The 25,783-nt window shown below is 38.8% G+C and carries 25 protein-coding genes and 1 pseudogene; 10 read left to right on the top strand and 16 right to left on the bottom strand.

Translation table 11 applies throughout. The features are described from left to right. Positions 1 to 457: 457 nt before the first annotated feature. From I2F17_RS09835 to I2F17_RS09825, 3 genes and pseudogenes are all read right to left on the bottom strand, one after another. Entirely contained in the window at positions 458 to 1,507 is a 1,050-nt protein-coding gene (locus I2F17_RS09835; protein ID WP_196423691.1) for a 5'-methylthioadenosine/S-adenosylhomocysteine nucleosidase, read from the bottom strand. A gap of 73 nt (positions 1,508 to 1,580) precedes the next feature. After that, positions 1,581 to 2,950 (bottom strand): annotated as a pseudogene (locus I2F17_RS09830) (dihydrolipoyl dehydrogenase). Positions 2,951 to 3,076: 126 nt separating this feature from the next. Continuing rightward, entirely contained in the window at positions 3,077 to 3,415 is a 339-nt protein-coding gene (locus I2F17_RS09825) for a TIGR01244 family sulfur transferase (protein WP_196423692.1), read from the bottom strand. Between the two features lie 191 nt (positions 3,416 to 3,606). On the opposite strand from I2F17_RS09825, the gene trxC reads away from it, so the two are divergent. Together trxC and I2F17_RS09815 are read left to right on the top strand one after the other, a co-directional pair. Further along, the gene (gene trxC / locus I2F17_RS09820; protein WP_196423693.1) at positions 3,607 to 4,044 is read left to right on the top strand and encodes a thioredoxin TrxC; all 438 of its coding nucleotides are present in this window, start codon (positions 3,607 to 3,609) and stop codon (positions 4,042 to 4,044) included. Between the two features lie 9 nt (positions 4,045 to 4,053). Beyond that, positions 4,054 to 4,473, top strand: a complete 420-nt coding sequence (locus I2F17_RS09815; protein ID WP_196423694.1) for an acyl-CoA thioesterase — start codon at positions 4,054 to 4,056, stop codon at positions 4,471 to 4,473. 15 nt (positions 4,474 to 4,488) lie between these two features. Here the strand turns inward: I2F17_RS09815 and I2F17_RS09810 are convergent, their stop codons facing one another. After that, complete coding sequence (locus I2F17_RS09810) at positions 4,489 to 4,977, bottom strand: YajQ family cyclic di-GMP-binding protein (protein ID WP_211139777.1); 489 nt, start codon at positions 4,975 to 4,977, stop codon at positions 4,489 to 4,491. Positions 4,978 to 5,067: 90 nt separating this feature from the next. Here I2F17_RS09810 and I2F17_RS09805 point away from each other — a divergent pair, with 90 nt between their 5' ends. Next, positions 5,068 to 5,376: a rhodanese-like domain-containing protein gene (locus I2F17_RS09805; RefSeq protein ID WP_196423696.1), complete on the top strand. Its 309-nt coding sequence runs from the start codon at positions 5,068 to 5,070 to the stop codon at positions 5,374 to 5,376. A gap of 24 nt (positions 5,377 to 5,400) precedes the next feature. On the opposite strand, the gene mnmC is transcribed toward I2F17_RS09805, so the two are convergent. From mnmC to I2F17_RS09785, 4 genes are read right to left on the bottom strand one after another with little or no spacing between them, the layout of a single operon-like run. Beyond that, positions 5,401 to 7,251 carry an FAD-dependent 5-carboxymethylaminomethyl-2-thiouridine(34) oxidoreductase MnmC gene (gene mnmC / locus I2F17_RS09800; RefSeq protein ID WP_211139780.1) on the bottom strand — a complete coding sequence of 617 codons (1,851 nt, stop codon included), beginning with the start codon at positions 7,249 to 7,251 and terminating at the stop codon, positions 5,401 to 5,403. A gap of 11 nt (positions 7,252 to 7,262) precedes the next feature. Next, the gene (locus I2F17_RS09795; RefSeq protein ID WP_196423697.1) at positions 7,263 to 7,736 is read right to left on the bottom strand and encodes a hypothetical protein; all 474 of its coding nucleotides are present in this window, start codon (positions 7,734 to 7,736) and stop codon (positions 7,263 to 7,265) included. Positions 7,737 to 7,740: 4 nt separating this feature from the next. Next, positions 7,741 to 8,043 (bottom strand): YciI family protein, encoded by a 303-nt coding sequence (locus I2F17_RS09790; protein WP_196423698.1) that lies wholly within the window; start codon positions 8,041 to 8,043, stop codon positions 7,741 to 7,743. A gap of 25 nt (positions 8,044 to 8,068) precedes the next feature. Further along, positions 8,069 to 8,680, bottom strand: a complete 612-nt coding sequence (locus tag I2F17_RS09785; protein WP_196423699.1) for an inner membrane-spanning protein YciB — start codon at positions 8,678 to 8,680, stop codon at positions 8,069 to 8,071. Positions 8,681 to 8,724: 44 nt separating this feature from the next. Between I2F17_RS09785 and I2F17_RS09780 the strand changes: the two genes are divergently transcribed. Further along, a complete protein-coding gene (locus I2F17_RS09780; protein ID WP_196423700.1) occupies positions 8,725 to 9,576 on the top strand; it encodes a PHP domain-containing protein in 852 nt (283 codons plus the stop codon). On the opposite strand, the gene I2F17_RS09775 is transcribed toward I2F17_RS09780, so the two are convergent. Then, positions 9,573 to 10,484, bottom strand: a complete 912-nt coding sequence (locus tag I2F17_RS09775; protein WP_211139776.1) for a bestrophin family protein — start codon at positions 10,482 to 10,484, stop codon at positions 9,573 to 9,575. The genes I2F17_RS09780 and I2F17_RS09775 overlap by 4 nt on opposite strands. Positions 10,485 to 10,504: 20 nt before the next feature. Continuing rightward, positions 10,505 to 11,203, bottom strand: a complete 699-nt coding sequence (radC, locus tag I2F17_RS09770; RefSeq protein WP_196423702.1) for a RadC family protein — start codon at positions 11,201 to 11,203, stop codon at positions 10,505 to 10,507. A 106-nt stretch (positions 11,204 to 11,309) separates the two neighbouring features. Here radC and coaBC point away from each other — a divergent pair, with 106 nt between their 5' ends. Next, positions 11,310 to 12,554: a bifunctional phosphopantothenoylcysteine decarboxylase/phosphopantothenate--cysteine ligase CoaBC gene (gene coaBC, locus I2F17_RS09765; protein WP_407926563.1), complete on the top strand. Its 1,245-nt coding sequence runs from the start codon at positions 11,310 to 11,312 to the stop codon at positions 12,552 to 12,554. Positions 12,555 to 12,557: 3 nt separating this feature from the next. Here the strand turns inward: coaBC and I2F17_RS09760 are convergent, their stop codons facing one another. Continuing rightward, the gene (locus I2F17_RS09760; protein ID WP_196423703.1) at positions 12,558 to 13,910 is read right to left on the bottom strand and encodes an MATE family efflux transporter; all 1,353 of its coding nucleotides are present in this window, start codon (positions 13,908 to 13,910) and stop codon (positions 12,558 to 12,560) included. Between the two features lie 230 nt (positions 13,911 to 14,140). Here I2F17_RS09760 and hemW point away from each other — a divergent pair, with 230 nt between their 5' ends. Next, entirely contained in the window at positions 14,141 to 15,295 is a 1,155-nt protein-coding gene (gene hemW, locus I2F17_RS09755) for a radical SAM family heme chaperone HemW (RefSeq protein WP_211139775.1), read from the top strand. A gap of 45 nt (positions 15,296 to 15,340) precedes the next feature. On the opposite strand, the gene aroE is transcribed toward hemW, so the two are convergent. Then, positions 15,341 to 16,147, bottom strand: coding sequence for a shikimate dehydrogenase (gene aroE, locus I2F17_RS09750; RefSeq protein ID WP_196423704.1), 807 nt, complete (start codon positions 16,145 to 16,147; stop codon positions 15,341 to 15,343). A 197-nt stretch (positions 16,148 to 16,344) separates the two neighbouring features. Here aroE and I2F17_RS09745 point away from each other — a divergent pair, with 197 nt between their 5' ends. Then, complete coding sequence (locus I2F17_RS09745; protein WP_211139774.1) at positions 16,345 to 17,838, top strand: OmpA family protein; 1,494 nt, start codon at positions 16,345 to 16,347, stop codon at positions 17,836 to 17,838. Positions 17,839 to 17,904: 66 nt separating this feature from the next. Here the strand turns inward: I2F17_RS09745 and I2F17_RS09740 are convergent, their stop codons facing one another. The 3 genes from I2F17_RS09740 to ribA form a co-directional block, all read right to left on the bottom strand. Next, complete coding sequence (locus I2F17_RS09740) at positions 17,905 to 18,114, bottom strand: hypothetical protein (RefSeq protein WP_196423706.1); 210 nt, start codon at positions 18,112 to 18,114, stop codon at positions 17,905 to 17,907. A 159-nt stretch (positions 18,115 to 18,273) separates the two neighbouring features. After that, complete coding sequence (gene hemF, locus I2F17_RS09735) at positions 18,274 to 19,212, bottom strand: oxygen-dependent coproporphyrinogen oxidase (RefSeq protein WP_211139773.1); 939 nt, start codon at positions 19,210 to 19,212, stop codon at positions 18,274 to 18,276. A 115-nt stretch (positions 19,213 to 19,327) separates the two neighbouring features. Continuing rightward, positions 19,328 to 19,948: a GTP cyclohydrolase II gene (gene ribA, locus I2F17_RS09730; RefSeq protein WP_211139772.1), complete on the bottom strand. Its 621-nt coding sequence runs from the start codon at positions 19,946 to 19,948 to the stop codon at positions 19,328 to 19,330. Between the two features lie 300 nt (positions 19,949 to 20,248). Between ribA and dxs the strand changes: the two genes are divergently transcribed. From dxs to I2F17_RS09715, 3 genes are all read left to right on the top strand, one after another. After that, positions 20,249 to 22,174 carry a 1-deoxy-D-xylulose-5-phosphate synthase gene (dxs, locus tag I2F17_RS09725; protein WP_211139771.1) on the top strand — a complete coding sequence of 642 codons (1,926 nt, stop codon included), beginning with the start codon at positions 20,249 to 20,251 and terminating at the stop codon, positions 22,172 to 22,174. Between the two features lie 114 nt (positions 22,175 to 22,288). After that, positions 22,289 to 23,119 (top strand): inositol monophosphatase family protein, encoded by an 831-nt coding sequence (locus tag I2F17_RS09720; protein WP_211139770.1) that lies wholly within the window; start codon positions 22,289 to 22,291, stop codon positions 23,117 to 23,119. A 363-nt stretch (positions 23,120 to 23,482) separates the two neighbouring features. Beyond that, positions 23,483 to 25,297, top strand: coding sequence for a DEAD/DEAH box helicase (locus I2F17_RS09715; RefSeq protein ID WP_211139769.1), 1,815 nt, complete (start codon positions 23,483 to 23,485; stop codon positions 25,295 to 25,297). Positions 25,298 to 25,358: 61 nt separating this feature from the next. Here the strand turns inward: I2F17_RS09715 and I2F17_RS09710 are convergent, their stop codons facing one another. Beyond that, on the bottom strand, positions 25,359 to 25,781 hold the full coding sequence (locus I2F17_RS09710) for a ClpXP protease specificity-enhancing factor (RefSeq protein WP_196423712.1): 423 nt from the start codon (positions 25,779 to 25,781) through the stop codon (positions 25,359 to 25,361). Between the last annotated feature and the right edge of the window lie 2 nt (positions 25,782 to 25,783).

Below are 25,783 nucleotides of genomic sequence, written 5' to 3'. Positions count from 1 at the left end.
TTTTTTTAGCCTTACATTTTTATAAATCCAAATGACACCTACTGTACATACAACATCTATAACCCACACTCAAAGAAAAAAACACAACATCTACCCACGACAATATCACCTCGTAAGAGCATGATACTGTTCTCATACATAAAGAAAATCCTTTATTTTATCCCTAAATCCTGTTTAAGGAATTCAGCTAAGCTACTGTTTTAAATAGCTTACTTTGAAGTTTAGTATAATAAATAGACCGATTTCCTTAAAAAATAACTCTGAGTGACTAAAAATATATGCGATATAATTTCAGTGTTTGATCAAAATACCATAATTAAATGATTTTAAAATAAAGGCTTAAGCAGGATTCGAATTATTTTATAAAACTAATTTTAATTTTATGTATTTTACTAATATTAATAAATTAAATCGTATTAAAGAGAAGTTTAAATTTCTCTTTAATACGAATATGTATTTATGGAGTAGTCCACTCTTTAACAAAACCTAAAGTAAGTTTTGCTGCATTACGCTGAGCAACACCTGAACCAAAAAACGCAGCTACATTGGGGTCATGATCTGCACCTGCTAAATCAGATAAGCTACGGAAGGCAATAAATGGTATCTCATTTGCATAAGCCACTTGAGCAACAGCAGCAGTTTCCATATCTACATAATCACCTTGCATATACTGATGTAAATAATCGCGATATTTTGAATTGGCTAGAAATGCACCACCTGAAACTCCATGATTCCCCATGACAATTTTAGGCTGATAACAAGTTGTTTTATCACTACAAATTGCTTCTAGTTGAATGGTGGGCTGGATAGTGTTGGCAATATTCCACATAGACTGATCAACAGAAAAATGACTTTTCATTTCCCCATAGGCAACTGGAATAGTTTGATCTCCAATTTTTGTAGTTAAAGCAATTTTTTGGTAGTTAGAAGAATTAATCACATTGGTTTTACGGAAAAACTGTTGTTGATAAGGTGGAATAGATTGATCTAAAACTAAGCCTAAGCATGAGATATCACCTGCTGAACCACATGCTGAGGGTAGGTCGGTATTGTTGGCAAAATAAACCTCATTGGGTGCAACCCAACCTTTTGCAATAACAACATCACCAACATGGTAATTAGGATTCAAACTACCAGCAATACCACTAAATATTAATCCTTTTAATTGAAAGTGGTCAGATAATAGCTGTGTAGTCATTGCAGCATTGGTCATACTGATGCCACTTAAAGTAATAACAACAGGTTTATTTTCAAGTTCACCTGTTGTAAATGTTTTACCGCGAATTAAATATTCTTTTTTATGGGTCATTGATGCAAGAAGCAAATCAGCTTCTTGACCAAACGCTGCAATAATACCAAGTCTTGGTGTTGCATCTGTTAAATACTGTGGTGTAGTAGAATGAGAGTGCATAGAAGATGATTTATGAGTGTTCATTGTCGTACATGCAGTTAAACCACCAACAATACTGACCATACCCAAAACAGTTAATAATTTTTTAAGTTGCATTAGCGTTTTCTACACAGAGTGATTTAAATGCACACATTTTAATATAAAACCAAGCTGTGTAGAATTTTAAAATTTATTTAGATTTTAGTTTATATTTGGCATCGCGAAATGCTGTTCTTACACCTTCTTCAAGTGTCGGGTGATAAAAAGGTTGACTGAGAATATCCTGAATCGTTGGTTTTTGTTTTAAGATCCATGCCAATAAATGCGCTAAATGTTCGCCTTCAGTGACAAAAATTTCTGCACCTAAAAATATTTGAGTGTCTTTTTCTATATAAACCTCGATTCCACCTATATTTTTGCCAAGAACTGTAGCACGACCTTGATTTTCATATGATGCAAAGCCTGTTTCAAAGTCAATTTGCTTATCTTTAAGCTGTTTATAAGATTGACCGACAATTGCAATTTCTGGAGATGAAAAAACAACAGATAATGGTGGTAAATCTTTTCCTTCTGTCACATCTGGAAAGTTAAATACATTTTTGACTGCAATTTTACCTTCATAAGATGCTTCGTGTTGTACAGGGGGTGTTGTGTGTGCATCACCTACAATAAAAATAGGATGTTTGGCTAATTGTTTAGTATATTCATCAATAGGTAATTGTTTTAAATCGGAATAGGTAGGATCAATTTGGTCTAAACCAAGCCCATCAAGATGAGATACACGTCCGGTCGCATTCAGCACATAATCTACAGCAATTTTTTGTTTTTGATCTTGATAAGTAAAATCAACTTCAACTTTAATGTCAATGAGTCGGGTGATGTTTCAAATAATACATTGAGCTTAGGTTGTAATGCTTTAATAACTAACTCTTGAATGCGTGGGCTTGTTGCACTCGCAATATGTTTGCCACGAGCAAAAATAGTAGTTTTAACATCTAAGTGATGTAAAGCAAGCGCAAGTTCAGTTGAAATTGTTCCGCTACCCACGACAGCGATTGAATTTGGTAAAGTTTTTAATTCAAAGAGGGTATCTGTTGTGAGTAAGCGATCTCCAACTGCTTTTTGCCACTCATCATTTGGGCGTGGAGTACTTCCAACAGCAATAATAAAGGCTTTAGCCTGATATTTTTTACCATTGACCTCAACCGTATTTGAATTTATAAAACGTGCTTTGCCATTTATTTTATGTTCAGCTTTCCAAGAGTCTACTGTTTTTTGCATGCCCTGTGTAAATCGATCACGGTATTCTCTTACACGTGGTAAAACCCCTGATAAATCTGCTGTAACTTTTGCATCTATGCCAACTAAAGATAAGTTTTTTGCATCATGGTATTGGTTTGCACTTGCAATGAGCACTTTACTTGGCATGCATCCTACACGGGCACAGGTTGTATCCCAAGGGCCATCGTTAATAATTAAAAGGTGATCTGTTTGTTTTTTTGCTGCAGTATATGCACTAATTCCTGCTGATCCTGCACCAATGATGATGATATCGTAAATCATTATGTGTTTGGGCTAATATTGTAATGATCTTAATATAGCTTATTTTTTGCCAGTCATTTTAGATATTGCATTTCTTTACATTTAAGAAAGCTACACTATACATATAGCGCAGCTTTCTTTTGCTTATTCGTCATCTAATAAGTCCATTTGTTTTGCAATTTGATATAAGTTATTTGCCCTACTTCCTGTACGACAAAACATTAAAATCGGTTTAGGGAGTTCATTATAATGATTAGCAAATGTTCTCACATCAAGCTCAGTAATTTGTCCTGAAATGACAGGTTGAAATACATAGTCTAATCCAACATTTCTAGATGCTTCTTCGATTTGTGCGCTTGTGGGTTGTTCTGCACCACCTTCAAAATCTGGGCGGTTGTTAATGACTGATTTAAAGCCCTTTTCAACAATTTGATCTACTTGTTGAGGAGCAATTTGTCCTGCAAAACCTACATTTTCACTCATCGTATACTCCAATATTTATTGTGTCAGCTTATACTACTCTAAATTATTAACAATGTGAGCGATGATCATGCTCTCTATTTTAATTTTTTACTGAATGAGTTAATGATTGGCATGATCGTCTATTGGGTAGCATCATTTAAGCTTTGGCATTATGATGGTTTGATAAATAATATCTGAATCATGGAGCAAAAATGATTGTTGTATGTCCTACGTGTACAGCTAAAAATCGATTAGAAAGCGCTCAGTTGAATGATGATCCTTTATGTGGTCAATGTCGTACTATATTGCTTCAAAAAAAACCAATTGAGCTTAATGAGAAAAATTTTAGTACTTTTATTCAATATAGTGACTTACCCATTGTGATTGATTTGTGGGCAGACTGGTGTGGTCCTTGTAAAGCAATGGCACCTCATTTTGCGCATGTTGCATCTCAATATCAACAGGTGGTTTTTGCAAAAATTAATACAGAAACTAATCCAAGGTTAAGTCAAGCTTTTCATGTTCGAAGCATTCCTACATTGGTATTAATGAATAAAACCACTGAATTGGCACGAGTGAGCGGTGCGCTCAAAGCAACTGAATTAAAACAGTGGGTTGATCAAAATATCACAAAAGTCTCATTCACATAGGAGTGTTATATGTCACAAATGAGCAAACCAGAAGGCACGCTGTCATTACAAACCATTGCTATGCCTGCAGATACGAATTGGAGTGGTGATATTTTTGGTGGCTGGATTGTTTCACAAATGGATCTAGCTGGCGCTATTCATGCAGAGCGTTTTAGTCAGGGGCGTTGTGCCACCATTGCAATTAATCAAATGTCATTTTTGGTGCCTGTAAAAATAGGTGATGTCATTAGTTGCTATACTAAAATTTTAAAAGTAGGAAATACATCTATTCAAATTCAAATTGAAGTATGGGATAGTCACGATGAATCTCGACCTGCAAAACAAGTGACAGCGGGGATTTTTACTTTTGTTGCGGTTGATGCAAATGGACGTAAACGTCAAATTGTAGAGGCATTAAAAAGTAAGGTATTAAAAGAAACAGCTCCTTAATGGAGCTGTGAGAGGTTAGTCTTTAAAGTTATTAAACTGTAATGGAATACCAAATTGTTGATCCTTCAAAAAGGCCATGACATTTTGTAGCGTATCTCGCTTTTTGTCTGTGACTCGAATCTTATCACCTTGAATAGATGATTGAACTTTGATGCCACTTTCTTTAATCGCCTTATTTACTTTCTTTGCTGTGTCTGAGTCTAACCCATCTTTAAGCTGAATGACTTGTACAATGTGTTTACCAGAAGCGGCTGCTTTTTGTGGGTCCATTGCTTGTACATCAATTTTGCGTTTATAAAAGTGATTTTCTAGCATGCTATATACTTGCTCACATTGAAAATCACTCTCAGTCGAAATTTTAATTTCTTTGTTTTTTTCATTCAGCTCGATATTCACGTCTTGTCCACGAAAGTCAAAACGTGTAGAGATCTCTTTTTGAGTGTTTTGTACCGCATGGTTCACTTCAAAAAGTTCGAGTTCAGAAACGATATCAAAAGATGACATATCTATACCTTTACAAATGGATGAAATATCTGAGATGCTATGGGGGTTTTCTTGATTTGCCAAGTGTTGTTTTATAAAAAGGAGTATAGCATGATCCGTAAACAAGAAATTACAACATTTGACTTCCCAAAAGATGCAGTCATTTGGGATGTTCGTGATGTTCAGTCGTATCGTGAAGGTCATTTGCAAGGCACAGTCAATTTACCAATTGATGATATTAATGAGCAAAGTCTGACGAATATATCTGTGGATCAGCCAATCTATGTACTTTGTGGCGGTGGGAGTAAAGCACCACGTGCAGCAGAAAAATTAGAAAACTATGATAGTCGTAGAGAGTATGTGGTGTTGATGGGTGGTATGCGAGCTGTTCGTGCAGCAAATATGCCTATACAGCATTAAAAAAAGCGCCTTAAGGCGCTTTTTTTAATGCTGATAATATGGCTTTTTAGCCTTCTTTTTTTTGTTAAAACGTTGAGTTGTGAGTTTGTTATAGAGGCTCTTTGGAATGGGAAGAACTTCGCCATTGATTTCTGCTGCTAAAACCTCTGCACATAGTGGTGCAAATAAAAAGCCTTTAGACCCTAAACCAGACAGAGTATATACACGCGTATACTCTTTAATTTTTCCAACTATAGGAAAATAATCAGGGCTTTGTGCTCTGATTGCACTGCGTCCTTGCCATGTGCTAATGGACGGAAAATGTTGGCTGTAGTTAGGGTACGCTTGATTTAGGAGCGTTAGATTGTGTGCATGGTCTTCTAAAAGAATCTCTGTATCTGTACGCTGTGGTTGAAATGATGCTCCAATAATTAATTGTGTTGGATCAAGTTGAGCCATGTAACCACCATAACTGAGTGCTGTTTGTGGTTTAAGTGGTGAAGTATTCGTTTTAAACCAACTTACTTGACCACGAATCGGTTTTAATTTTGGGTGTGCCGTAAAGAGTTCATGACTGGCGGTAGCAACGCAAGAGATAACGTGGTCGACTTGAATGCGATTTTTTTGTTGATCGATGACCATAACGCTCTGTTCATTTTCTTGTATTTCACATATGTCTGCGATACAAAGTTGAATATTTGGATGAGCAAGTATTTCATCTTTTAGTACATGGGGTCGAACGGCTCCAGCATGCATTAAAGTGGCTGTTGGATAGAGGCTATTTTGATGGGCTAAGGTCAATTGCGTAAAAGTATTGTGTGGATAATTTTGAGCAATTTTATGAAGTTCACCACTGTGTTTTAAGTCATTTTGTTCAACAGCAATGAGGGAGAATGCTTTAAATGCTGAATAGTAATTTTGTGCATATTGCCAACTCGACACCATAAGGTGTTCATGGGCTTGCTCGATAGGACAAATTTTTGGATTGATGAGCGCTAGAGGATTTCCTGAACCACCACAAATGGGGGCAGTTTTTTCAAAAATACGTACGTGATGTCCACGCTGTGCAAATGCCCACGCTGTGGTTAAGCCTGCAATACCTGCACCAATGATGGCAATGTCTTTTTGTGCGAATTGAGCATGATGTTGTGAGGTTGTTGTGTGAGGCCAAATACCTTTAAGCATTTCACGTTTATGTCCAAAACCTCGAGGTCGAGTAATTTGAATACCATGTGCTTGCAGCCCTCTTTTTAAGACTCCCGCAACACTAAATGACGCAAATGTTGTACCTTGATTAGACAAGCGAATCATATGTTTTAAAATATTTTCTTGCCATAATTCAGGATTGCATGAGGGTGCAAAACCATCGAGAAACCAAGCATCAATCGGTGTATTACTGGTGATGACAGGGAAAATATCCGTGGCATCTCCTAACCATAAATCGAGACTAAATCGTTCTTGAGGAAAACAGAGGCGATGACAGCCAGAAATAGGCTGAGGATATTGAGCAATCAATTGTTTGGCAAGCGGTTGAAGCTCAGGCCATGCATTGAGTGCTCGAATGAGATCGCTGTGCGAAAGTGGATATTTTTCTACACTGACCACGTGTAAGTGGCTATGGTTTTGGGGGCGCACTTCACGCCATAATTGCCAAAGTGCCAAAATGTTTAAGCCTGTACCAAAACCTGTTTCACCCACACAAAAGTATTGGTGATCGCTGAGCTCACTTAGGCGAGTATTCAGTTCATTACCCTGTAGAAAAACGTGTCGTGTTTCGAGTAATCCATTGGCTTTTGAAAAGTACACATCCCCAAACTGGCGAGAGCAAGGAATATCGATGCCATCTACGCATTGCCAATCTAACTGAGCATGTTCAATTTGTCCAAACACGTGTATTCCTTTTTACTTTACCATTGTCTACGGCGTTTACTATAAATATATCCTGCTAATATAAAGCCAAAAAGTACACCAACGCCAAGAGTGGCTGCACCATACATAAATAACTGAGCCGTACGCTCACTTTGTAGGACTTGTACTTGTACACCAAGATTATCATTTTTAAGTTGTAGTTCTTGATTGCGAGCCAATGCATCGAGGTTGGCTTTTTCAAGCTGTTGCATACGTGTTTCTTGGTTTTTAACCAATGCTTTTATTTTTAGGTCATCTTCTGCTTTTTTTTGAGCCAGTTGTGCAGGTGAATTAGGCTCTACAAGGGGAGCGGGCCCCTTTCTAACGGTGGGTGTTGCGGTAACACTACTGCTAGGGTTTGTTGGGATCGTTGTTGTCGGTTGTTGAGTTGGTGGTGCAGATGATTCTACCGCCCATGTCAACGAAGGGATGAACAGCATGCTCGCAACAAAACGACATACAATATGACGCATAGTGTTAGCCTTTAGGAAAAACTTGAAGAAATGGTTTTACATCTACATGACTGTAAACACCTGCTTTAAGATACGGTTCTTCTGCGATCCAAGCATCTAGTGCTTCTTTTGAAGAAAAATCAACGATTAAGGTACTACCATAAAAACCTTCTTGTACGTTTTCTGGGTTTTTAGGCATTGGGCCTGCAAGAATCAATTGTCCTGCTGTTTGTAATTTTTCTAAACGCGCAAGATGATCTGGTCGTGCAGCAAGTCGTTGAGCCAATACATTGTCATGGTCTGTACAGGTAATAATATATAAAGCCATCTTTTAGTCCTTGTGAATATCTAATTTAGTCTGTTGATTTAAAATGCTTTCTTAGCAAAATAAATTGCCCAATAATAAATGAAAACATAACGAGCATATCACCAAATGACGTGAATTCACCCCAATATTTACCGTGCATAAATATAAATGCAAAGAAGACATGTAAAGAGCACATCACCAAAAACATGCCTGCCCATGCATAATTGAGTTTACGCCAGCCTTGTGCTGAAAGTTCAAGTACAGGGCCAAACATACGCTTAATTAATGGGGTACGCTCTTTGTTAAAAAGTGGCGAGACTAAAAAGGCACCTGCAAATAAGAAATTGAGAAGAGCGGCTTTGAGCTTGATATAAAAATCATCGTTTAAAATTAATGTTACGCCACCAAAGATCACGGTCATAAATAAAATTAACCATTGTTGCTTATCAAGGCGAAATTTTTGAAAGATAAACAAGGCGGTATAAACGACAACCATGGAAATAATGAGTGCTGCTGTTGCAACCAAAATATTATTATTATCTTTACCACCTGCAGAACCAATCAGGGCGAGGAGTGGGTGATGATTATTGCTTGGATCGACTGTTTTATAAAAATAAAAAAATATAATTAATGGGATAAAGTCCAAAAGTGCTTTCATGTTAAAGTGTTTAATCCTATCTCGCGAGTGGTATAGTATAAGATATGCAGGGTATAGATTTACATACACATAGTAATATTTCTGATGGTGTTTTGACCCCAGAAGCCCTTGTGCAACGGGCTGTAGATTTAGGGGTGCATACCTTGGCATTGACAGATCATGACTCTATGGATGGTGTGCAAAGGGCGATAAATACTGCAGCTGATCATGACATAAAGATCATTCAAGGCGTAGAAATTTCTAGTCAATGGTCACGCCCAAGTACCCATAAAAACTATGGCGTGCACATTGTGGCGTTAAACATGCAACATGTCGAATGTTTAGAGGTAGTATTATGTACGCAAAAGCATATACGTGCACAAAGAGCTCAGCAAATTTGTGAAAAATTAGAAAAAGTACTCAAACATGATTTTTATGATGAAATATTACAGCGAGTTGATGGTCATGCTGACCATATTACTCGTAATCATATTGCACAGGCACTGTTAGAAAATAGAGTGGTTAATCGATTACAACAAGCGTTTGACCGTTTTTTAAAAGAAGGTAAGCCAGCTTATGTAGGGTTAAATTGGATCGATCTTCAGCAAACCATTGATGCAATTCATGAGGCTCAAGGTATTGCCGTTTTAGCGCATCCGACACGTTATGGCTTATCTGCCACGAATATTCGTTATTTGGCTGCACTGTTTCACCAACTTGGAGGAGATGCGATGGAGTTGCCACCACGTAGTGAAAAGGCATCTACACGACAAATGATTGACCGACTGATTGCTGAATATCATTTTGATGTGTCGGTTGGCAGTGATTTTCATGGTGATCATTTACCGTGGGCAAAACTCGGTCAAACTCCTGTATTAAAAGACGGACAAATTGGAGTTTGGGAAAAATTTCATTAATTTAAATGATGATGATTCAATATAATACTCGGTGGAAGAGGTTCATTGAGTGACGTGAGTAATTCTCTTTCGACCAGTCTAACAATTGAATCAAGCGGTAAATCATTATCTTGCTGTCCGAAAGGTTCTTCAAGCTCTGCAGCAAGTTTATCTAGTCCCAAAAACATATATGCAAGTAGCCCAACTAAAATAGGTGTCCACAGCCCAAGTGTTGAACCGAAGCTAAAGGGAAGTAAAAAGCAAAAACTATATACCGCTCGATTTAACAACACAGCATAGGCATAAGGGATGGGGGTGCCTGCAATACGGTCACAGCCTGCTTGTACTGAGCCAAGTTCGATGACGTGTGTGTTAAGTTGGGTGTATAAAATATCGCTAATTTCGCCTGCTTTATATGCATTAAACAGCTCTTGTTGCATGAGCCCTAACATGTACTGTGGCGCATTGATATGCTGGTTTAAGTCATTCACTGCTTGTATAGGAAGCGATGCTTCTTTTAAATAATTTTCTAAATCAATGGTTTGTTGGCGTAATCGGTCGCGTAATACATTGCTAAAAATCATTAAATGATGAAGAAGTTGTTTTCGTTTTAATGTGGGTAGAATATGACTGTCACGGTCGATGTGGCGTGCAGTTGCAATGAGTGCTCCCCACAGCTTACGTCCTTCCCACCAACGTTCATAACTGGCATTATTTCTAAAGCCTAAAAAAATAGATAAAATAATGCCAAAAAGTGTAAATCCGAGCGCTGGCATTTGTGGTGCATGAATGTATTGGTGAGAAACTAAAAAAACGATCACGGCTGATAAAAGCATTAAAATGGTCAGTTCTGGTAGTACCTTAGGCAGGATTGTACCTCGCCAAGAAAAGAGCAGTTGAAGAATATTATTTTTATCTCGGACGATCATATTGGCGTTCTGTGTGTCATTTATATGAGTTGATGTTCAGCAAATGAGAATGAACCTGTTGGTGCAATAATGCAATGGTCAACCAATTGTATTTCAAGCAAACTACAGATTTTTTGAATATCTGTGGTTAACTGATAGTCGGCATCGGATGGGTGTGCATGCCCAAACGGATGAGTGTGGCAAATAATAATTTGCGATGCATGGTGCTTAATAATATGTCGGGTAAATTGATTACTTGAAAACTGACATTGATTTAAACTGCCATAAAATAAAACACTAAAATCGAGTTGGCACAGTTCAGCATCTAAACAAAGTACAGCAAAGACTTCTTGTTTTTCACCTTGTAGTTGATAACGCAAAAAATCAATAACATGTTTAGATTGGTTTAATGGTTTTTTTGCCAATAGGTAATCTTGCTCCATATAACGCCGTCCTAACTCTTTAACAGCCATGATTTGTGCATATTTTGTGCTTCCAATGCCATGAAATGCGGTGAGCTGTTCTAAACTACAATCAAAAATTGGATTGAGTCCACCAAAATGCTGAATAAGCTGACGAGCAAGACTGACCGCAGAATGTTGTTGCGAGCCTGAACGTAAAAAGATCGCCAATAATTCTGCATCAGATAAACTGTGTGGCCCTTGTTTTAAGAGTCGCTCTCGAGGACGTTCCTGCTCAGGCCATGAATGAATAGGAGATGTCGTGTGGTAAATACTCATGTGTTTTGGTGGTTTATATGCTTGGGTCGTATTGTATTTAATGCTATTGTGACGTGCAGTGCAAGAGAAGGTGTCATGGATGAGTCATTTGAATCAAGATATAAATATGAGTAAAAACATTGTATTGGCTGTGACAGGTGGTATTGCTGCGTACAAAAGCGCAATTTTAGTTCGCCGTTTAAAAGATTATGGGTTTGATGTACGGGTTGTTATGACGACAGGTGCACAGGCATTTATTACACCGCTCACATTTCAAGCCTTATCTGCAAATCCTGTACACACAACTTTACTTGATCCAGACGCCGAAGCGGGCATGGGGCATATTGAGCTGGCACGTTGGGCTGATTTAGTTCTGGTTGCCCCTGCAAGTTGTGATGTGATGGCCAAACTTGCACAGGGCTTGGCAGATGATTTATTGTCAACTTTATATCTTGCCACCAAAGCACCTGTATGGATTGCTCCTGCAATGAACCAACACATGTGGTCTGCAAAAGCTACTCAACGTAATTTAGAAACTTTAACGGCTGATGGCGTACATGTGATGATGCCTGATGCAGGATCACAAGCATGTGGTGATGTAGGGCGAGGTCGTATGCCTGAGCCTGAAGTGTTGGCTGAACAAGTGTTTGCATACTTTCAGCAAAAACAACGAGATTTAGCAAAAAAAGTAGGGATACTGGCCGGACAACGTGTTGTAATTACGGCAGGTCCAACTCGAGAAGCAATTGACCCTGTGCGTTATATTTCAAATCATAGTACAGGAAAAATGGGTTTTGCTTTGGCTACTGCATGTTATGCAGCAGGTGCTGAAGTAACTCTGATTGCAGGGCCTGTGAGTTTGGCTACACCATTTGGCGTTAAACGTCATAATGTAACTTCCGCCACTGAAATGCTCACACACAGTTTGGCTTGTATAGATGCAGGGTGTGATGTATTTATTGCAACAGCTGCGGTTGCCGATTATAAAGTGGCAGAAGTGGCCACCCAAAAAATTAAAAAATCGGGCGACACATTAGCCATTCATTTACTTAAAAATCCTGATATTGTTGCAACAGTTGCCGAACATGCTAAAAGACCATTTATGGTGGGATTTGCAGCTGAAACACAGCATGTGGAAGATTATGCTCATAAAAAACTGATCGCGAAAAAATTAGATATGATTGCATGTAATGATGTATCTAGATCTGACATTGGTTTTGCTTCAGATCACAATGCAATGGTGGTCTTTTTCGCACAACAATATGCCATGCCTGCTCAAACATTACCACGTGCCACTAAATTTCAGATCGCAGAAAAGTTGGTTGAATCTATTTCAGTCGCTTTAACTCAACTAAAACATCATCGCGCATAGTGGCTATGATGTTTGATGGGTGATTTTTTGATTGGTAATATATAAGCGACTTAAGAGTAAAACACAAGCGACCAGTAGTCCAATGTTTAAACTTAACCAAATGGCTTCTGGGCCATGCCCAGAATAGCGAATCCAATAAATACTTAATGGCATACTAATACCCCAATATGAAAGCAGTGTCACCCACATCGAAGAACGAGTATCTTGCATGCCTCTTAAACAACCTGCTGCACTGACTTGTAATGCATCTAATAATTGGTAACTAATACAAAAATAGAGTAAAGATAATGTGATGTGAGCAACACGCATATCGTGAGTATATAGTGCAGTAATGTGTTCTTTAAAAATGGCAATAATTAGCATTGTAATACAGGACAAAAAAGCGGCCGTCACTAAACCGACATGTTGTACTTTTTTCATGGCATCCCAATTTTTCGCACCATAGTATGTTCCTACACGAATCGTGAGCGCAATCGATAAAGACATTGGAATCATAAATAATTGTGAGGTCACAGAGATGGCAATTTGATGTGCTGCAACAATGGTATCACCTAATGTGCTTAAAATAATTGCACCTGACGAAAACACACTCACTTCAAAGAAAACGGCAAGACCAATCGGGATGCCAAGAAGCATAATTCTTTTTGCCATGATGGGATTAAAACGATCCCACTGTGTAAACAGTTGATCGCTTTGATATGTTTTGGATTGCGCAATATAGATGGCCAGTGTAAATAACATGAGCCATTGTAGGATTGCCGTGGCAAAACCTGCACCTGCACTGCCCAATTCTGGGATTGGGCCTATGCCATACATAAAAATATAATTGAGTGGAATGAGCACGATCAAAGACAAAAGGCTAATAACCGTTACAGGGCGAGGATATCCAAGCGCTTCAGAATAGCAACGTAATGAAGTGTACATACATACTGCGGGCATACCAAACGCGATGGCACGTAAAAACAAACTAACTTTAGGCTGTAAATCGGCAGGTACTTTAAACACAGAAAGCATAAATGGCATAAGTTGCAAAATAAAAAATGCAAAGATCCCAAGTCCTGCAGACAGCCACATTGACTGTCGAACAATGTAGGAAATATTTTGACGTTTCTGCGCACCCATCGCTTCAGCAATTAATGGGGTGGTTGCAAGCACAATACTGGCGCAAAGTAACATGATGGGTATCCATATTCCTACACCAATGGCGATTGCAGCTAAGTCGGCCGCTGAAATTTGACCTGCCATAATCGTGTCGATTAAACCTAATCCTGCTTGCGAGAATTGTGTCATTAAAATTGGAATCATCAGTGTTAATAACTGTTTGAATTCAGTGCGAAAACTCGCAACCTGTGCCATACAAATACTCTTATGTTGCTATAATGGTTTGTGTTTTATAAAGTGCGGAAATACGATGTCAATGTTTTGTGTTAAACAGGTGGCAATATAACAAAATCTAAGCAAAAAAACTCAATTTAACTGACTTAAGATCAAACAGCAGTAAGATTATTTTGTAGCGAATATCAAAATTAATCAGACAGCATGTTAATATTACTACCGAAAAATTGATGTGTAATTGAGTGACATTTTTGACTGTATTAAACCCAAAAAATATTCCGTTGTCTTTGTATATTCATATGCCTTGGTGTGTGAAAAAATGTCCATACTGTGACTTTAATTCGCACACTGTCCCAGATGGCACACTCTCTTTAGATTTAGAGCAACAGTATTTACATGCTTTAGTTGAAGATTTGAATACACAGCTTGAGTATGTGCAAGAGCGCTGTATTGAAAGTATTTTTATTGGCGGTGGTACACCATCATTAATTTCTGCTCATGGGTATACGTGGTTGTTTGAGCAAATTAAAAGGAAAATCGAATTTCGCTCAGACTGTGAGATTACCTTAGAGGCAAACCCAGGTACACTTGAACACCAACCATTTGAAGACTATTTAAAAGCAGGTATAAACCGATTATCGTTGGGTGTACAAACCTTTGATACGACACATCTGCAAAAATTAGGTCGTATTCATTCTGCAAATAATGCTGTAGATGCAATAAAAAATGCCAAAAAAGCAGGGTTTCAACGTGTTAATGTCGACTTAATGCATGGATTACCTGAACAAAGTTGTGAACAAGCACTGTTTGACTTAAAACAGGCCGTAGAGCACGGAGCTACACATATTTCATGGTATCAGCTGACCATTGAGCCAAATACAGTTTTTTTTCGTACTAAACCCATTTTACCTCATGAAAACACCTTGGAAGACATACAAAGTCAAGGAGAAGTATATTTAAGGTCTCAAGGCTTTGTACAGTATGAAGTTTCTGCATGGCGTAAAGAGGCACCATCGCGACATAATATGAATTATTGGCAATTTGGCGACTATTTAGCAATTGGGGCAGGCGCACATGGTAAGGTTACTTTAAACCATGGTATATATCGTTTTCAAAAAACAAGGCAACCTAAAGATTATTTAGCTGATGTTCCTGCACCTAATATTCATTGGCAACACATCTCTGAGGAAGAAATGCCTTTTGAGTTTATGATGAATGTATTACGTTTAAATCAAGGGATTAGTGTCGAAAATTATACATTAAGAACAGGGTTGTCCTTAGAGCCTTTACATGCCAAGATTAAAAAATTGCAAAAACAAGGGTTGTTACGTGACGACCGCGAGGTACTTGCATGTACAACACAAGGTCACCTATTTTTAAATACTGTATTAGAGCAATTTTTATAGTCTATGGATCAATCTTAATCGATAGACTATAGCTATAAAGTAGGATTATTTTAAATCTAAAAAATCAGTCAGCTTAGGTTTGCATCCATTCCAAATTTCAAAAGAAACAATAGCCTGACCCACCAACATACCAAACCCATCGCTATAAGCAATGCCACGTTGCTGGGCATGGGTTAAAAAACTCGATGCTTTGCCATATGCCATTTCATAGGCGTAATTGAACTGAAGATCTTTTGGGAGTGTTAAAGTGTCGCCTGAAAGAGAAGCCGATGTTGCATTAATAACAAGGTCATATTGGCCAGATATTTGATCGATCGGGCATGCAGTCAATATGGTTGATGGAGTAATGAGCGCTTTAAGATCACAGACTAATTGCGCAGCTCTTGCGTATGTGCGGTTTGCAATGACAATCTGTGTTGCCCCTGCTTGTGCAAGTGGTAGAACAACACCACGAGTGGCTCCACCTGCGCCTAAAATTAAAATTTTTGCATGAGCTAGAGGCCAACCGAGAGCATGAATGGCATCGACCAATCCTTGGCCATCGGTATTATCACCATAAATCAGTCCATCTTTTGACCATAGTGTGTTGACAGCTTTGGCCGCTTGAGCACGGTCACTCAGTACATCACATAATGCAAATGCATCTTCTTTGAATGGAACAGTAACGTTCATACCTACGCCATGATGCGTAAAAAAATCATATACCATGCTTTTAAATTCTGATTTTTCTGCATATATTTTGTCATAGGTTAAAGATATATTTTCTTTTTTGGCAAAGGCTTGATGTAATTCAGGTGAGCGAGATTGTTCAATCGGATTACCAATCACGGCAAATTTTTTAATGTGACTCATACGCTGTACTTTAATGAATTGAATGGCTTTTATGTAAACATATGATAACAAAAATACAATGATAAAAACGGTTTTTGGTGAATATCTGAGCTAGTATAAATAAGTAGCATTTTATATAAGAAGTAAGTAGTAGCTGCAATAAATAGTCCTATTTATAGGCGAAAACAACAACCCAAATAATAACTTTGGAGTTCATAATGTCAATAAACCCGATCGAATTGCTGAAAGAGAAGGTTACACCGCAGGTGGTGAGTAATCAGCAATTAGAAGTTGATGCAGATAAAAAATCCTCCTTGTTAGCACAGTTTTATCCTGTTTTTTTATCACTATTGCATAATTTTCCCGAAAGAGTGGACGCAATTTTAGCAGATAAAAGCAATGCATTATCTGCATTGTTTGCAGATGATGCACCAGTCACAAAACAACTGGTTCACCGTTTAGCAAAGCATCATAGTTTACCCGATCAAACCGTCATTTCTTTACTTGATCAATCCATTGTACCGAGTGTAGAAGCGATTAAAGATGAAGTTGGAGTTCATGGTTTCCAAGGCTATTTGTCTCAACATATTGGGACTATAGCCAATGCGTTTCCTGCTTGGGCATCAGGATTGTTGTCTGTATTGGGTTTGAGTAGCATGTTAGGTCGCGAGGAAAAATCACAACATGTATATGCACAAAAAACAGATAAGCCCGTGAGTGTGTTTAGAAAGATTTTTCCAATTTTAGCTTTAATTATTTTGGCAATTTTAGTGTTTTTTGGGTTAAAGTCTTGTCAAAAACCCGATCAACCTTCAATGACTGCACCTGCTGCGAGTGAAGCAAATCCGAGTACGTCTCAATCAAGTGTTGCTTCTGAGGTTGCAAAAAATACGATGCCTGCGCACATTACGTTGGCTTCAGGAAAAGGGGACATGCTTCCTGCATGTACAGCACACGTCGGTAATGACGCACTATCAACCACAATTAAGTCTGCATTCCAAAAAGTATTTGGTGAAAAAGCGTCAAGTTGTAATGTCATGACAGACACAGCATATGCGTCAGAGTTACCTGCATCAGACAAATTAGAAGCCGTTCTTGCCGCGATTCATAAAGTTCCACGTGCAAGTTTTGAGTGGAAAGGTCAGCAATTAGTGATTAATGCACCAGATCAAAATGCATTAAAACGTTTAATTGATGAAGTAAAAGCAATTGCACCTGATTTAGATGTGACAGCTGCTATTCCATTAAATGTAGAACAGTCTGTGAATAAGAGTATTGAAGACAGTAAGCAAGCACTCGCTGAATTAAGCCAGCAAGCAAAACCTGCCGATATTGCGCATGCATTAAATTTACAGATTATAAATTTCCCAACTGCATCAAAAGAGCTTCCTGCTCGTAACAAGGAAATTTTAGACCAAGCAGCTGCATTGCTTAAAAATGTACCTCGTGTAAATGTCGTTGCAGAAGGCTATACAGATTCTACAGGTAATGCTGAAGCCAATAAACGATTGTCACAACGCCGTGCACAATCTGTTGTTGATTATTTAGTCGCTACAGGTGTTTCAGCAAGTCGATTGCAAGCGGTAGGGTATGGTGCAGAGAACCCTGTTGCAGATAATGAAACAGAAGAAGGTCGTTTTAAAAATCGCCGTATTGAGTTTAAAGTGATTGATACAGAAAATGGACAGTCTGAAGTCGTAAAAGGTCAGTAATCGATTTTGGCTTTAAAAATGCAGGCAATCGCCTGCATTTTTAGTCAAAAATAGGCGTGATTTGAGTTAAGGGTTACAAATATCGCGTATTTTTTCCATGACAAATAAAGATAAAAATAAGCACAAAGAAAAACCAAAAAATACACTGGCAGTCATTGATAAGCGATCAAATAAGACGTCATTATAAGCAAAAACACTACCAATCGCACTCAACATCAGGCTTGCAGCAATGGTGGTAAGGATAAGCCATTTATGTTGATGAAAATGTTTAAGCATAGTTTATATAAGTCCTACACGCTTACGCGGTGCTCAAAATTGTTGAGTACAACATCATAGAGTAAATGTATTAAATAGATATGAATAAGTGCGATTCATTTTAAAAAACATGAACAGAATGTAAGCGCGTAAGATTTAGGTGTGTACAAACGTTGCAGATTACGACTTAGACAACCAATCACGAGGTTTTAGATAATAGCTCGTTAAACGCTCTTCTGGCGAGCCTTCATCCCATGTGGGTCTATAATGCCAACTTACGGCATTGGGTAAACTCACTAAGATAGATTCGATACGTCCGCCTGTTTGTAATCCAAACAATGTTCCTCGATCATAGACTAAATTAAATTCAACATAACGGCCTCGTCGATACAGTTGAAAATCTCGCTGGGCTTGGGTATAGGGTTGTTCACGATGCTTTTCAAAAATAGGGATAATCGCATTTAAATAGCCATTTCCTACAGCTTGCATGTATTGAAAACAGGTTTCAAAATCCCAGCAATTTAAATCGTCAAAAAATAAACCGCCCACACCTCGTTGTTCATCGCGGTGTTTTAAATAAAAATAATCGTCACACCATTTTTTGTGTTCTGCATAAACCTGATCACCAAAAGGCTGGCATAAATCAAAGGCATTTTGATGCCAATGTTGAATATCTTGTTCGTCTGCATAAAATGGCGTTAAATCAAAACCGCCTCCAAACCACCAAATTGGATCTTGTCCCTCGGGATGTGCAACAAATAAACGTATATTGGCATGTGATGTTGGAATATGAGGATTTTTAGGGTGTATTACCAATGAAACACCCATGGCTTGTGCTTTAGCACCTGCAATATTTGGATGTCTAGCTGTTGCAGAAGCGGGTAGGTTTTTAATATTGATGTGTGAAAACATCACTCCACCTTTTTCAATCACTAGACCATCTTGTAAAACACGAGACCGACCCCCGCCACCTTCTGCTCGTGTCCAATCATCTGTAATGAACTGTGCTGTCCCTTGACCTTGCATTTCTTGTTGTTCTAGTGCAGTACAAATACGCGCCTGTAGATCGAGTAAGAAGTCTTTGACACGTTCGATGTCTACATGTGATGGATTTTGCATAACAACCTCATCGTTATTTGTTATGGTTGATGAAGCAACTATCAAAACATAAAACCATAAAATAAGTAAGGGATTTTATATAGATAAAATCCCTTAGCTTGATTTATTTTTTAACTTATGGATGTTCTTTAAAATCTTCTTGTTTGTAAAGATGTGACATTCTGCTGACTTTGGTTTTTAAATACGATTCATTAAATGGATTAAGTCCAACTGTTAGCGCAACACGATCACTGACATTAATGCCTAAATCGGTCAACGCTTGTACTTTTAATGGGTTGTTAGTAATCAGTTTAACTTGTGTAATGTTTAAATAATCTAACATGATTTTACACATGTCGTAACGACGTGCATCAGCAGGTAAATTGAGCATCAGATTGGCATCTACTGTATCATGCCCTTGATCTTGTAAAGCATAGGCACGAATTTTGTTGGTGAGCCCAATACCACGACCTTCTTGGCGTAAATATAAAATCACACCTTGCTCAGCTTCTTGAATCATTTTTTGAGTGGCTTGCAGTTGTGGACCGCAGTCGCATTTGAGAGAAGCAAAGGCATCACCTGTTAAACACTCTGAGTGAATACGGACTAACACAGGTTGATCGCTCGCAGGCGCACCGACCAGTCCTTTAGATAAAGCAATATGCTCTTCTTTGGTGTCTGGATCTTGAAAAACACTAATCTCAAAGTTGCCAAAAGCGGTAGGCAACCGAGAAGTGGCGATAAATTTTATCGGCATACAATACAATCTTCTATAATGAGTAAATACAAAAAGTATAGCTGAAGCAAAGGCTTTGCGTAGATTAAATATACAAAAACCTACCGAAATAGTTTATTTCCATTTAAAGTTAAAAAAATGAGTGATTGAACATAAATTGGTTTTTTTTAGATAATTTGTATAGCTATATCGCAAATGTGCATACTAAAATACATCTTTGCATATATTACATTGAAAATAAGCACCGATCAGATAGAATTGTCGGTTTAAATCTTACCCCTAAGCTTTGGATTGACCAGGCTACAAAAGGCTCTGCTACATATGTTGTATACAGAAATACCGGCTCAACGTCCTGTTACGCCATTGTTAGATCAGATTAATGATCCAGAACAATTACGTCAATTTGCTACATCACAACTGGTGCAAATTGCAAATGAGTTACGTCAATATATTTTGTATGCAGCAGGGAAAAGCGGTGGTCATTTTGGCGCAAATTTAGGCGTAGTAGAGCTCACTATTGCACTACATTATTGTTTAAATACACCAAAAGATCGCTTAATTTGGGATGTTGGACATCAAGCATATCCTCATAAAATTCTCACAGGGCGCCGTGAACAGATCACGAGTATTCGTTCAAAAGGTGGATTAGCTGCGTTTCCAACCCGAGATGAATCGATTTTTGATACATTTGGAGTGGGTCATTCTTCAACAGCCATTTCAGCGGCTGTTGGTATGGCATTGGCACGTCGTTATCAAAAAAAACCATGTGATGTTGTTGCGGTTGTGGGCGATGGTGCAATGACCGCAGGCATGGCATTTGAAGCGATGAACGATGCTGTGGCTCATCAAGCGGATATCATGGTCATTCTTAATGATAATGACATGTCGATCTCGTGTAGTACAGGTGGATTTGCCAAACATTTAGCAGGGATTTGGCAACAAGGGCAGTTTGTTAATATTAATGTGAATGGAGAGCCTGTGATTGAGCCGTACCCCGATTGGGAGTATCGTTCTAGATTACACCAACCAGCAACACAAGCGCCAGATAACTTATTTAAAGCCATTGGTTTTGAGTATTACGGTCCATTTGATGGGCATAATCTTGAACAAATGGTACGGGTCTTACACGCGGTTAAACAACGTAAAGGGCCACGTCTGATTCATGTCTATACTAAAAAAGGCAAAGGTTTTTCAGCAGCAGAAGCAGATCCTATTAAGTATCATGCCATTGCAAAAGTATCTCAAACGGTAACCACACAGCCGTTAATTACACCGAAAACACCACCAAAATATTCTGATATTTTTGGACAATGGTTGTGCGATGAAGCCCATAAAGATACGCGTTTATTAGCAATTACGCCTGCCATGTGTGAAGGTTCTGGCATGGTTGAGTTTGCAAAAATATATCCAGATCGCTTTTTTGATGTGGCAATTGCAGAGCAACATGCATTGACTTTGGCTGCGGGCATGGCTTGTGAAGGAGTGAAACCTGTGGTTGCGATTTACTCAACGTTCTTACAACGTGGGTATGATCAATTGGTTCACGACATCGCTTTACAAAACTTAGATGTTACCTTTGGTATTGATCGTGCAGGTTTAGTGGGCGAAGATGGCCCAACACATGCAGGTGTATATGACTATGCATATATGCGTACAATTCCAAATCTAGTACTGATGGCACCCAAAGACGAAAACGAATGTCGGCAAATGTTGCACACAGCCTATTGTTATCAAGGTCCAGCGGCTGTGCGATACCCAAGAGGAACAGGTCTAGGCGTGCATGTTGAAGAAGAGCTGACTTGTTTAGAGATTGGTCGTGCAGAGGTTGTATTGCAACTGAATCACAAAAGTGACGAACAAATTACAATTTTGGCGTTTGGTAGCCGTGTTGCACCTGCAATGCAAGCAGCACAAAACATATTTGACCGTCTAGAAGTGAATGTTTGTGTCGTTAATATGCGATATATTAAGCCATTAGATGAACATATCATTCAATCATTGAGTGAGGTCACGACTTTGTTTGTGACGGTCGAGGAACATGCCATTATGGGCGGAGCAGGGAGTGCAGTCAGTGAATATATGGCTAAAGACACTATTGTTAAACCAATCATTCACTTAGGATTATCAGATAGCTTTTTAGAACATGCAGAACACAGTCAGATGCTACATGAGGCAGGTTTAGATTCAGCAGGTATTACACGTAGTGTCGAGCAAGCATGGCAAAATACCATGCAACTTATGTTGTAAGCTGAAAATTATTTCAGAATAACTCCTATCTAAAATGAGGATGATTTGTTAAAATAGACCTGCTTATATGCATTATTCTTTGTCAAAATCTTCAATACTTAGCGCGGGTGTTTAATGGAACCGATGGTGGTCATGGCTGCAAGAGCAGCTCAATTAGTTGGTCAAGAGCTTTTAAAAGCACATCAAAATCGTCATAAATTAGACCTACAGGTTGAAGAAAAAGGCATTGAAGGTCCTGTCACCCGTGTTGATCGCTACATTGAACAACTGACCATTGACACATTACGCAAAAGCTATAAAAACCACAGCTTCTTAGGTGAAGAATTTGGTTTGCAAGAAGGTAAAGGTCATGATGCTGATTGGTGTTGGGTCATAGATCCACTCGATGGCACGTTGAACTTTGTACATGGACTACCTCATTTTTGTATTTCAATTGCGGTACAACATAAAGGTGTGACACAACATGGGGTGATTTATGACCCTGTGCGTGATGAGTTATTCTCTGCAAGTCGTGGCCGTGGTGCAGTATTGAATCAACGCCGTATTCGTGTCAATGTGAAAGAAAATTTACAAAACACATTTATTTCAGTAGGTCATGCTTATCGCGCTAAACGTGATGGCGAAGTGATCTCTTATGCAAAACAACATTTTGATGCTATGCTTGCTGTTACCGAAGCAGGGGCACAATTCCGCCGTGGTGGTTCAGCTGCACTTGATTTAGCATATGTGGCAGCAGGTCGTTTTGATGGCCTCTTTGAACTAGGTTTAAAACCTTGGGACATTGCTGCAGGTGAGCTGATTGTGAAAGAAGCAGGTGGTATTGTGGTTGATGCACGTGGTGGCTCAGATTCAATGCAAAATGGTCAAGTGATTGCAACATCTATGAAAATGTTGAAACCACTAATGCAAGCAGTGACGCCGTTTTGGAAAGATGCAGTAAAATAAAGTATAAATTTTAACAATAAGGGCAGTTGATATTGCCCTTTTGTTTGAAAATAAAAAAATAACGTGACATTTTAATTTTTTTTGATATAATTCGATCACGCACTTCATTTTCGTTCATTACCTGAACATTTCTCTTCTTATTATTGTGTATGCGCGTCGGTCCATAGAGGACGAACTCTCGCGCCCCAATCGCTAAAAGCGATTCTTCAGGTTGCTATCGTATCAAGCGTGCGTACTATCCACATCGTCGTATCTCGGATCGCCGCTGAATCTTACCATTTTTTCAGCTGATGTTACTGGCCGCTGTTGCCGATGTTTATTTTTCATTATTAAATGGAGCACCCACGTTGGGTGAGACTCTCTATGAGCAAAACTTTTGCCGATTTTTCATTACACGAATCTCTTACACAAGCATTAGAGGCGCTAAATTTTACAAGCCCAACGCCTGTACAAGAGCAGGCGATTCCAGCTGCACTAGCTGGTAAAGACTTACTTGTATCTAGCCAAACAGGTTCAGGTAAAACTGCAGCATTTTTACTGCCAACATTAAACCAACTTGCTGCAAATGATGCACTTGTATCGTTTAAAGATCGTATGCGTGCAGTAACTCAGCCAAATATTTTAGTATTATGTCCAACTCGTGAACTTGCACAACAAGTGAGCCAAGATGCGATTGGTTTTGTTCGTCACATGAAAGGCGTTCGTATCGCTGCTGTGATGGGTGGTATGCCTTTTGGTAAGCAAATTCAACAACTTAAAGGTGCTCAAGTTGTTGTTGCAACACCAGGTCGTTTACTTGACTTGGTTAATCGTCGTCAAATCAAACTAGACCAAGTTGATGCTTTAATTGTTGATGAAGCAGACCGTATGCTTGATCTTGGTTTCTCTGAAGATTTAGAAGCGATTAGTGATTTTGCAAATAACCGTAAGCAAACGTTAATGTTCTCTGCAACATTTGCAGGACGTATTATCAGTTTAGCTGAACGTATGATGAATAAGCCTGAGCGTATTGCAATTGAAACAGGCCATTCAACCAATACAGATGTAACGCAAACGTTGCATTGGACAGATGGTTTTGAACACAAGAAAAAATTACTTTCACACTGGTTAAGTGATGAAAGCTTAGACCAAGCTGTAGTTTTTGCAAGTACGCAAGAAGATACAGATATGCTTGCTGAAGAATTATCAGAAGCTGGTCATTCTGTGGTTGCTTTGCATGGTGCAATGCCACAAACTGTACGTAATCGTCGTTTACGTAGTATTCGTGAAGGTCGTGCACGTATTTTAGTTGCAACAGATGTTGCAGCACGTGGTCTAGATGTTCCAACAATTTCTCACGTGATTAACTTTGGCTTGCCAATGAAAAATGAAGACTATGTACACCGTGTAGGTCGTACAGGTCGTGCTGGTCGTACAGGCCAAGCCGTTACATTAGCAACTTATCGTGAGCGTGGCAAAATCCGTGCGTTAGAAGATTACTTAGAAACTAACCTTAAAGTTTCTGAAATTGAAGGGTTAGAGCCATCTCCACCTCCTGCACGTTCACGTCGTGACGGTGGCAACGGTCGTGGTAATGGCGGTGGTAAACGTGATGGTGGTCGCCGTAATGGTGGCGGTGGTTTCGGTGGCGGACGTCGTTTCGAAGGTGAAGGCAAGTTCAAACGTGATGGCGATCGTCCAGCGCGTGAATTTAACTCAGATCGTCCAAAGCGTGAATTTAACTCAGATCGTCCAAAGCGTGAGTTTAATTCAGATCGCCCGAATCGTGAATTTAATTCAGACCGCCCAAAGCGCGAGTTTAATTCAGATCGTCCACGTCGCGAATTTAATTCAGACCGTCCGAACCGTGATTCTGGTTCAGATCGTCCAAAGCGTGAATTTAATTCAGATCGTCCACGTCGTGAATTTAATTCAGACCGTCCGAACCGTGACTTTGGTTCAGATCGTCCAAAGCGTGAGTTCAACTCAGACCGTCCGAACCGTGACTTTGGTTCAGACCGTCCAAAACGTGAGTTTAACTCAGACCGTCCAAATCGTGAGCCAAGTCGTTTCAATGACAAGCCTCGCTTTGGTGCTTCAGATGATAATCGTGGTAACCGTACTGATTATAGAAAATCAACTAAGCCAAGCGGTGAGCGTCGTTTCGATGACCGCCCACGTCGCAAATTTAATGATTAATTAATCATATGTAAAAAAAGCCAGTATTTATACTGGCTTTTTTTATGTCTTTAAATATTGATTATTCAACAATTTTTAAACTTGGTCTTTTTTTAATTTCAGGTGTAGGTTCATTGGTTTCTTCTTTTGGTGTGTGCTCTTGTATACCATCATATTCGGTTGGATCAAAAAATAAGCCTTGTCCATTTTCTTTGGCATAAATACCAATCAAAGCAACAAGTGGAATATAAATATTTTTAGAAACTCCACCAAATCTTGCAGAAAATGTGATTGCATCATTACTCATATTGAGTTGATGAACAGCATGTGGCGCAGTATTTAGTACAATTTGCCCATCTTTAACAAATTGTAGTGGTACGTCTGTATTGGGTTGAGTCGCATCTACCAATAAGTAAGGGGTAAGCTGGTTATCACAGATCCACTCATAAATACCACGTGCAAGGTAAGGTCGTGTAGGCGTGAAAAGGGTTTCTTGGTCAGACATGA

Origin of the sequence: Acinetobacter baretiae, from assembly GCF_015627105.1 — a bacterium.
Classification (GTDB): Bacteria; Pseudomonadota; Gammaproteobacteria; order Pseudomonadales; family Moraxellaceae; genus Acinetobacter; species Acinetobacter baretiae.
The sequence above is the reverse complement of the archived record's forward strand: the minus strand, read 5'-3'. Positions and strand labels throughout refer to the sequence as shown.